Genomic DNA, 14,657 nt, shown 5'->3' on the forward strand with positions numbered 1-14,657 from the left:
TCACTGAAGTGGTTAATTGAAACTTGATAGCGCGACTAACTGCTGGGTATAAGCTTGGGATGGCGCAGAAAAGAGTGCTTGAGTATCGCCCTGTTCAACAATCTCACCATCTTTCATTACAATCGTGTAATGGCACAATGACTTGACGACATTGAGGTCGTGGCTGATAAACAGATACGTCAGGTGATATTTGTCTTGCAATGACTTAAGCAGCTCTAAAACCTGAGCTTGAACGGTTCTATCCAGTGACGACGTAGGTTCATCTAGCAGGACAAATTCCGGCTTTAGAATCAGTGCTCGTGCAATTGCGATACGTTGACGCTGTCCCCCAGAAAATTCGTTCGGATAACGGTGGCGGGTTTCAGGGTCGAGTTCCACTTCTCGCATAACATCGCATATCATGCTGTCCAAGGTTTGCTCATCATAGTCGTGATGAACACGCAGCCCCTCACCAATGACTTGAGCGACCGACATTCGCGGGTTGAGTGCCGAAAATGGGTCTTGAAACACTACTTGCATTTTATTGCGATAAGGCAGCATCTGCTTGCGATCTAACCCTTGTAATTCACTCCCCTGGTAGGCAATCGAGCCTTGCGACTCAACCAATTTTAGGATGGCCATGCCCGTGGTTGATTTCCCCGACCCACTCTCACCGACTAACCCAATGGATTGCCCTTTGTGTAAAGTAAAGTGCATGTCGGTAACCGCTTTAACATGATCGATTACGCGCTTAAATACACCTCCCGTGACCGGAAACCACACTTTAAGTTTTTCAACACTCAGAAGCTCTGCGGCGTCATCATCAACCGTCACGGGGAAACCTTTAGGATCCGAGTCGATCAATTTTTGCGTATAAGGATGCTCTGGGGCAGAAAAGAGTCGCTGGCAAGGTGCGGTTTCGACAATACGACCACTTTGCATCACGCACACACGGTCAGCAATGCGGCGCACAATACTCAAATCATGGGTGATAAACAGCATTGCCATGCCAAGCTCTTGCTGCAGTTGTTTGAGTAGATCAAGAATTTGTGCTTGAACGGAGACGTCCAGCGCCGTCGTCGGTTCATCGGCTATCAACAGCTCTGGTTCATTAATCAGTGCCATCGCGATCATTACCCGCTGCCGCTCTCCACCCGATAGTTCATGGGGGTAAGCATTGAGCTTTTGCTCGGGATTACGGATCCCTACTTTTTGTAGCCATTGTAGAGCCAACTCTTGCGCTTTACGAGTGCGAACACCTCGGTGGATGCTGACCACTTCAACCAGCTGCTTACCGATTTTATGCAGCGGATTCAGCGATACCATAGGCTCTTGGAAAATCATGCCGATCCGCCCTCCACGAATGCCTCGCAGTTGGCGCTCAGAACACTTCAGCGTATCCGTCCCATCAAAGTCAATTGAACCAGTGAGATAATGCGCGGCCCCTTTGGGTAACAGCTTGAGAATCGCGTTTGCAGTCACCGATTTACCAGATCCGCTCTCTCCGACTAAGGCTAAGGTTTCTCCCTGATTGATCGTCAGCGAGACATCATGAGTCACCGTTTCAACGTTGCTGCCGCGCCCAAAACCCACCGATAAATGCTCAATTTTTAAAACTTGCTTTGACATAATTATCTTCCTTGGTGGTGAGGGTCAAAGGCATCGCGCACCGCTTCGCCAATAAAAACTAACAGCGTCAGCATCACAGACAGCACGACAAAAGCCGAAATCCCAAGCCATGGCGCTTGTAAGTTGGCTTTGCCTTGGGCGAGTAACTCACCTAAAGAAGGCGATCCCACCGGAAGCCCGAAACCGAGGAAATCCAATGAGGTTAGCGTCGTTACCGAGCCCGACAAAATAAACGGCATCATCGTGAGCGAGGCGACCATGGCATTTGGCAGCATATGACGCAGCATGATTCTCTTATCATCCACGCCCATGGCTTGCGCAGCACGAACATAATCAAAATTACGGCAACGTAAAAACTCGGCACGTACCACCCCCACTAAGCTCATCCAACTAAACAGCACCATAATCCCGAGTAACCACCAAAAATTGGGCTCGACAAAACTCGATAAAATAATCAGCAAAAACAAGGTTGGCATCCCTGACCAGACTTCGATAAATCGCTGACCAAGTAAGTCAATCCAACCACCGTAGTAGCCTTGTGTCGCGCCGACAAAGACTCCGATCACCGTTGATATCGCGGTTAATACAAAGCCAAACAGGACTGAAATTCGAAACCCGTAAATAATGCGCGCTAATACATCTCGCCCTTTATCATCCGTTCCGAGCCAGTTCACAGAATCAGGCGCAGAAGGCAGCACCCCAGAGATGTTGTAATTAATCGTATCGTAATGAAAGCGAATCAACGGCCAAAGGATATAGCCCTTATCTTCAATAAGTTCAATGATGTAAGGGTCGGTGTAGTCAGCTTCAATTTCAAACTCACCACCAAACGTGGTTTCACTATAGGTTTCGACCACTGGGAAATACCACGCGTCATTATATTCAACTAATAGCGGCTTATCATTGGCAATCAGTTCAGCAAACAAGCTGAGTACAAACAAAATAGCAAAGATCCACAGCGACCAAAAACCACGGCGATTAGCTTTAAAACGAAGCCAACGAGCTTGGTTTAATGGATTCGATTTCTTATTGGATTTAAACAGCATTAACGCGCCTCAAAATCGATTCTAGGGTCTACCCAGGTGTAGGTTAGATCGGAAATAATACTCAGGACTAAGCCAAGTAAGGTCATGATATATAAGGAGCTAAATACAACGGGATAATCGCGTTGAATGGTGGACTCAAAACCCAGCAAGCCGATTCCCTCAAGCGAAAACATAACTTCAATCAACATGGAACCTGTGAAAAACATGGCAATAAACGCACTTGGAAACCCAGCAATAATGATCAGCATGGCATTACGAAACACGTGCTTATACAAAATGCTACGCTCATCAAGCCCTTTAGCGCGAGCGGTGACGACATACTGCTTGTTGATTTCATCCAAAAATGAGTTTTTGGTCAGCATGCTTAATGCGGCAAAACCACCGATCACCATTGCCAAAATCGGCAAGGTTAAATGCCAGAAGTAATCCGCGATCTGTTGGTACCAAGTCAGTTGGTCGAAATTGCTTGAGACTAACCCACGCAGTGGGAACCAATTAAAATAGTTGCCACTGGCAAATAAAATAATCAGCAAAATGGCAAACAAAAACCCTGGAACCGCGTAGCCAATAATGACTAATGCACTGGACCAAACATCAAAGCGTGAACCGTGATGAATCGCTTTCATAATGCCAAGTGGAATCGATACTAAATAGATGATCAATGTGCTCCATAATCCCAGAGACACAGAAACAGGAAGCCGCTCTTTAATGAGGTCAATCACGTCGCCGCCACGAAACAGGCTCTCACCAAAGTGGAACGTGGCGTAGTCTTTGAGCATATCGGTGTAGCGTTCCAAAATAGGCTTATCAAAACCAAATTGTTTTTTAATCGCTTCAACCACTTCTGGGTCTAAGCCACGTGAACCACGATATCCGCTATGGTTATCACTCCCCGCAGAACTTTGTTCCACTTCTGCGCCGCCGCCGGATAAACGTTCCATAATGCCGGAACCGATCCCTTGAGCTTGAGCGATCGCTTGCTCAACCGGCCCACCTGGTGCCACCTGAATGATAAAAAAGTTAATGGTGATGATCGCCCACAGCGTTGGTATCACCAATAATAAGCGACGAAAAATATATGCAGCCATGGTGTCCTCTTAACGGCGCTTCTCTGGCAATTGGGCCGCTTTTTCGGCTGACACCCACCAAGTATCGATCCCAAGATCATATTTTGGCATCACGTCAGGACGCTCGAACTTGTCCCAAGTCGCGACGCGATATTGGCTTAGATACCATTGTGGAATAATGTAAAAATTCCACTGTAATACGCGATCTAAAGCGCGTCCTAGGGGAAGAAGTTTCTCAGGATGCTCTTGGTTTTTCGCTATCTCATCAGTTAAGGCATCGACCACAGGGTCGGTCACACCAGCGGTATTGTAGGTCGAGTCGATGTAATGCGAATTCCACATGAACAGTAGATTAGAACTCGGGTACGCATTCGCAGAATAACCCGAAGACACCATGTCAAAATCGCGATCACGCAAGCGTTTCAAGTACTGGGTTGTATCAACGGTGCGGATGTTCATTTTGATCCCCATTCGCGATAGATTTTTCTGAAGAGGAATTGCGACGCGCTCCGTGGTCGGGCTGTAAATCAATAGTTCAAATTGAAACGGTTTACCGGTTTTTACATTGGTTAGTACGTTATTTTTGAGCTCCCAACCCGCTTGCTTAAACAGGCGAAACGCTTGGCGCATTTGGCGGCGAATGTGACCGCTGCCATCGGTCACTGGAGGTTGATATTCTTCAGTGAATACGCGACTCGGCACTTGATCTTTAAATGGGTCTAAAACTGCCAACTCCTGCTCAGATGGCAAACCTGTTGCTTCATATTCAGTATTTTGGAAAAAACTTCTCACGCGCTGGTATTGGCCATAGAACATGTTTTTGTTCATCCACTCAAAGTCCAACGCATAATTGAGCGCTTCTCGAACCTTAGGGTCTGAGAACACCGGCCGCTGAATATTAAACACGAACCCTTGAGCAGCAGCAGGCTTTTGATGTGCGATCTCTTCTTTTTTGATATAGCCTTTATCAAAGTTGACGCCAGTATAGGATGTGGCCCAGAATTTGGCAGAATTTTCCATATGCAGGTCAAACTCGCCCGCTTTAAAAGCTTCAAGCATCACCGTGCTATCACGATAGTAGTCATATTCAATCTGCTTGAAATTGTTACGTCCGATATTAACTGGAAGCGCTTTTGCCCAATAATTGTCGTCCAACTCATAGGTCACGCTTTGCCCCGGCTTATAATCGATCACTTTGTAAGGACCACTTCCTACTGGCGGTGTTGCTAACGGTTCAGAGAAATCTTTGTCTTTCCAAAAATGTTTAGGCAACACACGTGTGCTTTGAGCAAAACTAAACAACTTTTCACGATTCGGCGTCGACATTTCAATACGTACTGTCAGCTCATCAATGGCTTTGACAGATTTGATATCTTTGTAATAGACGCGATATTGAGGCACGCCCTCTTTCATAAATTTATCAAAGGTAAAGGCAACATCCTCAGCCGTGATAGCAACACCATCTTGGAATTTCGCGTGGGGATTAAGGCTGATCTCCATCCATGAGTAATCATCAGAATAGCGAACTTTTTGTGCGATCAATGGATAGTAGCTGTCGATTTCATCTTGAGGAGAGTACATCAGGGAGTCATACATCTCCTCCGTTCCTTGCGCTGCTGCGCCGCGAGAAGCGTAACGGTTAAAGTTGTCATAGGTTCCCACCACACCGAAAGTCACTTTTCCGTACTTTGGCGCCTTGGGATTTACATAATCAAAATGGCTAAATTGTGCCGGATATTTCGCTTCGCCGAAGCCGACAAGGCGGGTAGTTTCAATCACTTTGGCATAACTGACTGAACAAAGTAGTGATAGTGATGCGCCGAGTATGAACCGGTTAAGTTTACCCATTGATGCCTCCTTGTCGCAGCAATAATTGCAAATCCCTGAATACGAATAAGAAAATCGATAAATCAATAACTTAAAATAGTATAGGAAAATCACCAGTCTATGCGCAACATTTCAATGACTGGTCAAAATTCATGCGGTTAAAAATCAATTACTTGCCCTTTAGATAACACAGTGGGCAAGAGGTTCAAGAACATTTAAATCATCGACAAAAAAAATATGATGTGCAGCCACAATCCCAAAAAAAACGCCGCATCGCGGCGTTTTTCAAACTTAACGTTCAAGCAATTCTTTAGCCGCAAGTTTTAATAAATGGGTTTCCCTCTCAACACTAAAGCCTTTCTTAGGACTGTTTTGCATAATGTGTTCGTTATGCGCAATCGCTTGGTGAATGTTCATCCATACTGGTTTCATACCATTTTTCACCTCGTAATCTTCATAACGAGTCTCACCAAGCTGATTATCGATCTGGCAGGTATAGCAATAAGAAATAATGTGCTGAACATCCGCATCGTCTTTATACCAAGGACGATACTCTTCGTAGCGTCCAAAAGGTTGAATATTGCGAATATTGGAAGCCCCTGTTTCTTCTTCTAACTCACGAATCAGCGCCGCCATCACATCCTCACCAATATCGATACCCCCACCTGGGATTGTGTAATCATGGTATCGCTCAGTATACAGCAATAGAATGTCGTCCCCATTTAGCACAATGGCTCTCGCCGCATGTCGCTGGGTAATACGCTGCGATTCTAATGAGGATATCTCGTGATGAATGGTGGTTTTTATATGGCGCATAGTTTTCATTAACAACAAATATGAACAACAAAATGGCCAGCGATGATAGCACAACAGCGAATCAAGGCATTACCACTTAAGCGATAAGATATGCTGCGGCCCAGCAGTACCGCCATAATACAGTTCGCCGCTATCGTTAAACCCGACCTTTCGATAAAGCTGATAAGCAGCCAAATTTTGGCAGTTTACCGTTAAATAAACCTGACTAAATTCAGTGTAATGGGATTGTAGGTAATCCTTCAACGCTTGCATGGCTTGCTTACCATACCCTCGACCTTGAAACTGCTGGTCAATAAAAAACGCGCGAAACCCCAATGCTTTTGCTTGGCAAAAGCGGTACTCCTCGCTATAACGCGTGTCGATTAAAAACAGACCAATCACTTGTTCATCGGCAACAATAACATGCGGTTCAACACTTGGAGTAACACAACATAGGATCTCCTCCATTGTCCCTACAAATTTAAGCTGCTCTGGCGCAACACTAAGCTTAGATAACTGCTGCGAATAAGCCGGGCTCAGGGGAGCCAACGTTAACGATTGAGACAAAACACGCTCCTGTAACATTTCAACAGCAGACAATGTACCACTATTCACAAGGGGCGCCTACAAGCCAAAATTAAGCGGCTTAAACCAGCATTAAACTATTTCCAAGCAATTGCCACATAAAGTTTATGGTTTATTTTCTTAGCCATTCGGTATATCAATGGCATAGAGTTAATATATTGGCTATCTTGGTCTACGCGAAAGGAGTATCAGATGAGAAATGTTGCCATCTTCAGTTCAAAAACCTATGACGAGGCCTCGTTTAAGCAAGTTAACCAAAACTATGGGTTAACCCTGCATTTTCATGATTTTCAACTCAGTGAAAAAACCGCAAAAATTGCGCATGGCTGCGATGCTGTGTGCGCGTTTGTTAACGACGATCTCTCTGCGCCAGTATTAAAAGCGTTAAAAGACGCTGGAGTTAAGTTAGTCGCGATGCGCTGCGCAGGTTTTGATCGTGTAGACCTGGATACGGCAAAAGCCCTAGGCATTCAAGTTGTACGTGTTCCGGCTTATTCACCAGAAGCGGTGGCCGAGCATGCTGTTGGGCTGATGATGTCTCTTAACCGCCGCTACCACAAAGCATATCAACGTACGCGTGACGCCAATTTCACCCTCGACGGTTTAGTTGGTTTTAACTTTTACGGTAAAACCGCGGGCGTCGTCGGTACCGGAAAAATTGGCATAGCAACCATGCGTATTCTTAAAGGGTTAGGGATGGATGTATTGTGTTTTGATCCCTACGAAAACCCGCAAGCACTGGAACTTGGCGCTCATTACTGCAGCAAAGAAGAATTGTTTGAAAAAAGTGACGTCATCACATTGCACTGTCCTTTGACCAAAGATAATTATCACCTGTTGGATGAGAACGCGTTTGCCAAAATGAAAGATGGGGTGATGATCATCAATACTAGCCGTGGTGGGTTACTGGATTCAGTCGCAGCGATTGAAGCGCTCAAACAAGGTAAAATAGGCTCACTCGGCCTTGACGTTTACGACAATGAAAAAGAGTTATTTTTCCAGGATAAATCGAACGATGTCATTGTCGATGATGTTTTCCGTCGGCTATCTGCATGTCATAACGTTCTGTTTACGGGGCATCAAGCCTTTCTCACGAAAGAAGCCCTACACAATATTGCCGATACAACACTGACCAATATCACCCAAGTTCTTAATGGTGAGTCGTGTAGTAATCAATTAATCGAGTTTTAAATCTCAATTTCAATCATCATAATCGCAAACCGCTGTCGGGGTTTTCCGCAGCGGTTAATTTTACTATACAGCTCTTAGTTTAAGCACTTATGTTGCAGAATCTCACGTTCGTTGTGCGAAAATAACGTTTTTCACCCCTCGACAACGAACTGAACCACCTTGAAAACTGCTACTGTTTTAGTCGCCGATGATTCACGTTTGATCTGCACCAGCCTTGCAAACCAACTGCGTGCAGCCGGCTTTCATAAAGACAATATTACTTTGTCCTACAAGTCCACTGATGTACTTAATAAGTGTCGTCACACACACTATGACCTGATTATCTGCGACTACAACTTTAACGGTTATTTAAATGGCTATCAGCTACTTGAAGAGCTAAGACATCACCAATACCTGCAACCAAAAACCTTGTTTGTTTTCTTAACCGGAGAAAACGATCAAAAAGTAGTACGAACCATCATCGACACTCAGCCAGATGACTATATTTTAAAACCGTTTAACAAACCCTTTCTGCTTAAGCGCATCAAGTCAGGCATGCAGCGCAAAAGGCAATTGCTGCCGCTGTATCAAGCACTCGAACGCCGTGACTATCAAACGGCAATTGATGAATGTGACCGCTTGATTGAGTCATTCCCACAATACAAAGCGATCATATTGAAAATCAAAGCTGAGTCACTTAATCACAGCCAGCAGTATTCAGCCGCCAAACAGCTCTATCTGACGTTACTCAAAGAAGATAATCAAGATTGGGTTAAAGTCGCACTTGCCAACACCTTGGTAAAAAATAACGAAGTGGACCAAGCAAAAGGCCTGCTTAACACCCTAAAGAACAAAAAAAGCAACCCCTACTACTTTGACGAAATGTCCAATATTAGCTTGGTAGATGATGACGTACCGGCTGCCATCTCCCATCTAAAGCGCTCAACCATGCTATTAGAGGCAGGAGCCGACCGAGAACTGATTATTGCCAATTTATCGATGGCCGTCAGCGCATACAAAGACGCGTTTCTGTTTATGGGTCGTTACTACGATAACAATAAAAATACCTACCGAGGGAATATCGACACGCGCATTAATTATCTGCGCTATTTTCTCTTTCAGTTTTTCGATAAGCACAATCAAAGCACGTTTGAGCACCAACTGATCAGTATGATGCCGATATTAAAAGAGCTGAATCAGCGAAAAGACTTAAACCTTCAAAACGCGCTAGTCAGCGCGCATATTCATTTACTCAGAGGGGAAATTCATCAAGCGATTACGCGTTTAGCGAGCGTCTTTCCTCGGCTCGATACGCTTGGATTCTATGACCTATACCACCTTTTGGCTCTACTTGAACGGTGCTCGATGTTGAAAGAGATTAAGATTGTCAATCAGCGATGCCGTGACAAAATTAAGGCAGAGCGAAATTTAAGCTTATATCGCACTCAGGTGTATATGCTGAGCAACTTTGAGTCTGCCTTGGAGCAAAAGCAGCAAACGGTCACCAATATCAAATACCATATCGAGCAGTTGAAGCAGTTTGGTAGCGCCCGTCTCAATGAGATTATTGATTTTTACATGCAGCTTCATGAGATCATGCCCTACTCGCGCAAGTTGTGTTTGGCGATCACTAAGCTTATGGCGTTTAACACCATTGCTTATCGCGGCAGACATGACTTGCAGCTCAAACTTAGCGAATGTCACCAAACGTTATCTCGTTTGCTCTCCGCTGACGAACAAACCACGCTCAACTATCAACAGATGTACCAGAAAGCGCAACGCAACCTTGGATAAACACCGAGCGATAGACTCGCAATCAATCGAAATTCTCCGTCAATGTACGAATGAATTTCGCGGGGCAACCACCGTACAATGAGTCGGGTTTGACATCACGAGTAACCACCGAGTTTGCCGCAATCACTGACCGAGCGCCAATGGTAATCCCTTGTGTAATCGCGACGTTCCCGCCAATCCACACGTCATCTTCTATCACTATGGGTTGGCAACGCGTTGTCCAACCTCTACGCTGACGATAATCCATCGGATGTGACGCGGTGTAAAAATGCGTATTTGGCCCAATCATCACATTATTGCCAATGGAAATGGATGCGCCATCTAGCATCAGCACATTCATGTTCATAAAGGTGTTATCACCGATTTCTACCGTCTGCCCAAACTCACAGCTAAATGGCGGACGCACAATACTTCCCTCACCAAAGCGTTTAAATAACTGTCTCAATAACGGCGTTCTGAAGTCATCAACAACGGTTTGATTCAAGGTTGCTTGCAGAGCGGTTGCCTGGTCACGAACCGCGCTCACGCCTTTATCCGCGCCATCAAACGTTAATCCTGAAATCATTTTTTCAAACTCGTTCATATCGACATACTCATTGTTATAGCGTGGGGGAACGATGCGGGAGTGTACCGAAAATCCAATCTCGATTCCTAGAGCAAGCTTCAACCCATTATATTAATTTGATTATTTTTACAAACCAGCCTCGGGTAAATGTTAACCACTGCAATGTTTCGCGCTTTCATGCGCTTATCTCCATAAAAAGCGAAATGCCTGTGTTAAGGTTTAGCTGTGAGTTTCAATTTACTACGCCCAACCATCGACAGCAGAGGAAGCGCAGATGACCCTTTTTTCCAACGTGTTCAAACGATACCTAAAAGTAAGCTTAGCCCTCTTTATCAGTGCATTAAGCGTCTTATCCTTTACCTCGCCCGCTTACGCTGACCAAGACAAAGTCGTTATTGCCTCAAAAATCGATGGCGAAGGTGCGCTGCTTGGCAACCTGCTGGTGTTAATGTTTGAAAAAGCGAATATTCCCCATATCAGTAAAGTACAAATGGGGGCGACAAAAATTGTCCGCGAGGCCTTGTTGGCTGGCGAGATAGATATCTACCCTGAGTACACTGGCAATGGTGCCTTTATGCTAAGCGATACCGGGAACTCGGCTTGGAAAAATTGGCAGCAGGGATATAACCGCGTGCGTGAACTCGATAAACAACGCAACCAGTTAATATGGCTGCAACCTGCGCCAGCCAACAACACTTGGGCCATTGCAGTGCGAAACGATGTTGCTGACCAGTACCAACTCCATTCACTGGCTGATTTAGGCCTAGCTTTAGACAAAGGAATGCGCTTTAAGATTGCTGCTGGCGCTGAATTTGTCGAACGACAAGATGCCTTGCCTAGCTTTGAGTACAACTACGGCTTTAAGCTTACCCAAGACCAAATCTTATCCTTCCCTGGCAATAATACCGCGGTTTTCCTTAAAGCCGCGGCGGAACAAAACTCCGGCGTCAATGCAGCAGTGGTCTATGGTACAGATGGCGCAATTTCAGCATTAGGGCTAACGGTATTAGACGACCCCAAAGGCGCTCAGCCTGTCTACGCGCCAGCCCCTGTCGTTCGTGAAGCGATTTTAGAACGTTATCCTAACCTGCCAGAGTTGCTCAACCCTGTATTCGATACACTAGACACCAAAACCCTGCAATCATTAAATAGCAAGATCAGCATTGACGGTATGGATCCACGCGCAGTGGCCAAACAATATCTACAAAGCAAAGGGTTACTCTAGAAACTCCCCCTATAGTAATACAACACCGAGAGCAGATAGGAAACGTACTTGTTGCCGTTTAACGTTGTACAACTTGTGTTATCGATAGTGGCCGTCGTCGTGCTATTTACGTTGCCACTACTGGGTATTGCGCCTAATCGTATTTTGTCGGCTCAGGGGCAATACTTTTACGCTTTGATAGAGCATACCGCCGCAATGGGCGTATTTATCGGCTCTCTGTCGATACTCATTCTAGCATTCGGAAAATCAAATCCTCTTAAACAGCTCACAACAATCGTGATGTGTGGCGCGTTAACCACCTTACTCACTTGGTTTTGCGGCGAATACGCAGCTCAAACTAGCTTGGAAAATGAACGCGTAAGAATCTCTTTTGCCAGTGGTTACTGGACACTAGGTTTACTTTGGTGGCTCATCGCGATGGACTCTGCACAAAAGCTGATCTCACAAACCTGGCTACGAGCCATTGCCGGTAGCGTTTTTTTTATTCCCTGTGCCTACCTATTACTGAGTGGCCATTTAGCTACGTTATCACTCCTCAAAGAGTATCAAGCAAATGCTTCAGCCTTTGATAGAGCGCTCATCGAACACTTACGTATTGTTGGCTTAACGCTAATAGTGACGGTTATTCTCGGATTTTGGTTCGGGGTTCTATGTTATCGACATCAGCGATTCTCGCGCGTCTGTTTGAGCATTTTAGGCTTGTTGCAAACCATCCCCTCTATCGCGTTATTTGGTTTATTAATTGCGCCTCTTTCTCTGTTAAGTCAAAACTGGCCTTGGTTAAAAACGTTAGGCCTCAGTGGAATAGGCACAGCGCCAGCGGTTATCGCTTTGATCCTATATTCGTTACTGCCAATGGTTCGCTCTACTTTGGCTGGCTTAAACCAAGTCCCCGAAGCGTTGCTAACCGCGGCAACCGGTATGGGTATGAGCGCTAGGCAACGCCTGTGGCGAATACATGTTTGTCTTGCTCTACCTGTCATACTCTCAGGCTTAAGGGTAACAACGGTACAAGCTATTGGCTTAACCATGGTCGCCGCATTAATCGGTGCTGGCGGCTTTGGTGCCATCATGTTCCGCGGACTTGCCGCCAGTGCGCTGGATTTGATTTTGCTTGGCGTATTGCCTGTGGTGGCACTCGCCGCCCTAGCCGATGCCATATTTAAGATACTGGTCGCTTGGACGCTACCACCCGCCCAATTAAATGGAGCTCAGCATGATTGAATTTCGTGACGTGACCAAAGCCTATCAAAACAACGTGGTGATAGAGGGGCTCAACCTAACCATTGCGCAAGGCAAAATTACGGTGATTATCGGCCCTTCAGGCTCAGGCAAGTCAACCACGCTGAAAATGGTCAATCGTCTGGAGGAACATCAACAAGGTGATATCTACTTTCTGGGCGAGAACATTACAGACTATCCGCCGCAAGTTTTGCGCCGACGCATGGGCTATGCCATTCAATCTAATGGACTTTTCCCGCATTGGAATGTCGCAAAAAATATTGCTACCGTCCCCCAACTTCTTGGCTGGAACCAACAAAAAATCACTGCGCGAGTGGATGAACTTCTGACGTTATTACAACTTGACCCGAATGATTACCGACACCGTATGCCTCATGAACTTTCTGGAGGCCAACAGCAACGCGTTGGTGTGGCTAGAGCGTTAGCTGCAGACCCAGAAATTCTGCTCATGGATGAACCGTTTGGCGCATTGGACCCCGTGACTCGCTCCACCATGCAAGAGCAGCTAAAATCCATCCAACGACAACTGAATAAAACGATTTTACTTATCACCCATGACATCGATGAAGCGCTGTGTTTGGCTGATCACCTGATTGTCATGGATCAAGGTAAAATTGTTCAGCAAGGGACACCCCATGACATTCTTCGTAGGCCTAACAGTGAGTTTGTGACTCATTTTATCGGTCAAACGGATATCGGCGTAAAAATGCTCGCACTCGAAAAGGTGCGTAATTACCTGCATCCATCAAACCAAATCAACGGACGGCCTACCATTGCCATCCATTGCGATTTACGCCAAGCGCTGGCGGTCTTAGTCGCTAATCAATGCCGTGTAATAAACGTTGTTGATGACCAACAGCGAGTTGTCGGCGAAATCGCCTTAGAGCAGTTGATTGCGTTATCCGACGAGGAGATTCAAAGTGAACTCTAAACCCCGGAACTTTAAGGCAAAAAAGTCGAAACAACCTCTGCTTTGGTCACTGTTGTTACTGCTCGCATTTACTCTTGGAATGCCCTCTCTGACCGATGTATTTCAGTGGCTGTTTCCTAATTTGCAGCGCCCTGTCTATGCCCAAACCACGTTTTTAAGCCTGTTGACCTCACACATCTATCTGGTCGCCGTATCCAGTGCCATTTCGACCATCGTTGCTCTGAGTTTAGCGATTTTTGTGACTCGCCGAGTTGGCGAAGCCTTTAAACCTTTGGTTGAAACCCTTGTAGCGATGGGACAAACTTTTCCGCCCGTCGCAGTGCTCGCCATCGCCGCACCGATTATCGGGCTAGGTTTCGCACCCGCGCTCATTGCCCTGGCGCTTTACGGGTTGCTGCCTATCGTTCAAGCCACTATCGCCGCCATGATCAGCCTACCTCAAGATGTGAAACAAGCCGCAACCGGGCTAGGTATGACGCCCTGGCAACGCTTAATCCAAATAGAACTGCCACTCGGTTTTCCGGTGATTTTGTCTGGCATCCGTACGTCAGTCACCATTAACATTGGCACCGCAGCGATTGCGTCAGCGGTTGGGGCGCAAACTCTTGGCACCCCGATCATTATCGGCCTGACTGGCTTTAACACTGCGTATGTACTGCAAGGCTCGATTGTGGTCGGTTTACTCGCAACCACCGTCGATCAAGCATTCGAGTTACTGCAAACACGAATCGAAGCATCTCAACCCCCACGTTTGTCCTAATCCATAAACTAAGCAACCTGCCCCGCTTTCTCCTATCACATG

At 46.0% G+C, this 14,657-nt stretch carries 13 protein-coding genes; 6 read left to right on the forward strand and 7 right to left on the reverse strand.

The features are described from left to right. Nucleotides 1-12: 12 nt before the first annotated feature. From M1D72_RS04510 to M1D72_RS04535, 6 genes are all read right to left on the reverse strand, one after another. Nucleotides 13-1,608: an ABC transporter ATP-binding protein gene (locus M1D72_RS04510; RefSeq protein WP_456294684.1), complete on the reverse strand. Its 1,596-nt coding sequence runs from the start codon at nt 1,606-1,608 to the stop codon at nt 13-15. Nucleotides 1,609-1,610: 2 nt separating this feature from the next. Further along, on the reverse strand, nt 1,611-2,654 hold the full coding sequence (locus tag M1D72_RS04515; RefSeq protein WP_390194279.1) for an ABC transporter permease: 1,044 nt from the start codon (nt 2,652-2,654) through the stop codon (nt 1,611-1,613). Continuing rightward, nucleotides 2,654-3,742 carry a microcin C ABC transporter permease YejB gene (locus tag M1D72_RS04520; RefSeq protein WP_456294685.1) on the reverse strand — a complete coding sequence of 363 codons (1,089 nt, stop codon included), beginning with the start codon at nt 3,740-3,742 and terminating at the stop codon, nt 2,654-2,656. The genes M1D72_RS04515 and M1D72_RS04520 overlap by 1 nt, the downstream gene beginning before the upstream one ends. 9 nt (nt 3,743-3,751) lie before the next feature. Next, nucleotides 3,752-5,569: an extracellular solute-binding protein gene (locus M1D72_RS04525; protein WP_456294686.1), complete on the reverse strand. Its 1,818-nt coding sequence runs from the start codon at nt 5,567-5,569 to the stop codon at nt 3,752-3,754. A gap of 270 nt (nt 5,570-5,839) precedes the next feature. Further along, nucleotides 5,840-6,364 (reverse strand): NUDIX hydrolase, encoded by a 525-nt coding sequence (locus M1D72_RS04530; protein ID WP_390194273.1) that lies wholly within the window; start codon nt 6,362-6,364, stop codon nt 5,840-5,842. Between the two features lie 69 nt (nt 6,365-6,433). Beyond that, the gene (locus M1D72_RS04535) at nt 6,434-6,958 is read right to left on the reverse strand and encodes a GNAT family N-acetyltransferase (protein WP_456294687.1); all 525 of its coding nucleotides are present in this window, start codon (nt 6,956-6,958) and stop codon (nt 6,434-6,436) included. A 162-nt stretch (nt 6,959-7,120) separates the two neighbouring features. On the opposite strand from M1D72_RS04535, the gene M1D72_RS04540 reads away from it, so the two are divergent. Then, the gene (locus M1D72_RS04540) at nt 7,121-8,119 is read left to right on the forward strand and encodes a 2-hydroxyacid dehydrogenase (RefSeq protein ID WP_456294688.1); all 999 of its coding nucleotides are present in this window, start codon (nt 7,121-7,123) and stop codon (nt 8,117-8,119) included. Between the two features lie 159 nt (nt 8,120-8,278). Beyond that, on the forward strand, nt 8,279-9,892 hold the full coding sequence (locus tag M1D72_RS04545; RefSeq protein ID WP_456294689.1) for a response regulator: 1,614 nt from the start codon (nt 8,279-8,281) through the stop codon (nt 9,890-9,892). Between the two features lie 22 nt (nt 9,893-9,914). On the opposite strand, the gene M1D72_RS04550 is transcribed toward M1D72_RS04545, so the two are convergent. Next, nucleotides 9,915-10,475 (reverse strand): sugar O-acetyltransferase, encoded by a 561-nt coding sequence (locus tag M1D72_RS04550; protein WP_456294690.1) that lies wholly within the window; start codon nt 10,473-10,475, stop codon nt 9,915-9,917. Between the two features lie 256 nt (nt 10,476-10,731). On the opposite strand from M1D72_RS04550, the gene osmF reads away from it, so the two are divergent. From osmF to M1D72_RS04570, 4 genes are read left to right on the forward strand one after another with little or no spacing between them, the layout of a single operon-like run. Further along, nucleotides 10,732-11,682 (forward strand): glycine betaine ABC transporter substrate-binding protein OsmF, encoded by a 951-nt coding sequence (osmF, locus tag M1D72_RS04555; protein ID WP_456294691.1) that lies wholly within the window; start codon nt 10,732-10,734, stop codon nt 11,680-11,682. A 48-nt stretch (nt 11,683-11,730) separates the two neighbouring features. After that, nucleotides 11,731-12,906 (forward strand): ABC transporter permease, encoded by a 1,176-nt coding sequence (locus tag M1D72_RS04560; RefSeq protein ID WP_456294692.1) that lies wholly within the window; start codon nt 11,731-11,733, stop codon nt 12,904-12,906. Beyond that, nucleotides 12,899-13,855, forward strand: a complete 957-nt coding sequence (locus tag M1D72_RS04565) for an ABC transporter ATP-binding protein (RefSeq protein ID WP_456294693.1) — start codon at nt 12,899-12,901, stop codon at nt 13,853-13,855. The genes M1D72_RS04560 and M1D72_RS04565 overlap by 8 nt, the downstream gene beginning before the upstream one ends. Further along, nucleotides 13,845-14,615, forward strand: coding sequence for an ABC transporter permease (locus M1D72_RS04570; protein ID WP_456294694.1), 771 nt, complete (start codon nt 13,845-13,847; stop codon nt 14,613-14,615). The genes M1D72_RS04565 and M1D72_RS04570 overlap by 11 nt, the downstream gene beginning before the upstream one ends. The last annotated feature ends 42 nt before the right edge of the window (nt 14,616-14,657 follow it).

This window comes from Vibrio sp. AK197, assembly GCF_053903115.1.

Bases quoted from the DNA above. Each gene is read 5' to 3' on its own strand.
- M1D72_RS04510 (WP_456294684.1), bottom strand. From the start codon at position 1,608: ATGTCAAAGCAAGTTTTAAAAATTGAGCATTTATCGGTGGGTTTTGGG.
- M1D72_RS04515 (WP_390194279.1), bottom strand. From the start codon at position 2,654: ATGCTGTTTAAATCCAATAAGAAATCGAATCCATTAAACCAAGCTCGT.
- M1D72_RS04520 (WP_456294685.1), bottom strand. From the start codon at position 3,742: ATGGCTGCATATATTTTTCGTCGCTTATTATTGGTGATACCAACGCTG.
- M1D72_RS04525 (WP_456294686.1), bottom strand. From the start codon at position 5,569: ATGGGTAAACTTAACCGGTTCATACTCGGCGCATCACTATCACTACTT.
- M1D72_RS04530 (WP_390194273.1), bottom strand. From the start codon at position 6,364: ATGCGCCATATAAAAACCACCATTCATCACGAGATATCCTCATTAGAA.
- M1D72_RS04540 (WP_456294688.1), top strand. From the start codon at position 7,121: ATGAGAAATGTTGCCATCTTCAGTTCAAAAACCTATGACGAGGCCTCG.
- M1D72_RS04550 (WP_456294690.1), bottom strand. From the start codon at position 10,475: ATGAACGAGTTTGAAAAAATGATTTCAGGATTAACGTTTGATGGCGCG.
- osmF (WP_456294691.1), top strand. From the start codon at position 10,732: ATGACCCTTTTTTCCAACGTGTTCAAACGATACCTAAAAGTAAGCTTA.
- M1D72_RS04565 (WP_456294693.1), top strand. From the start codon at position 12,899: ATGATTGAATTTCGTGACGTGACCAAAGCCTATCAAAACAACGTGGTG.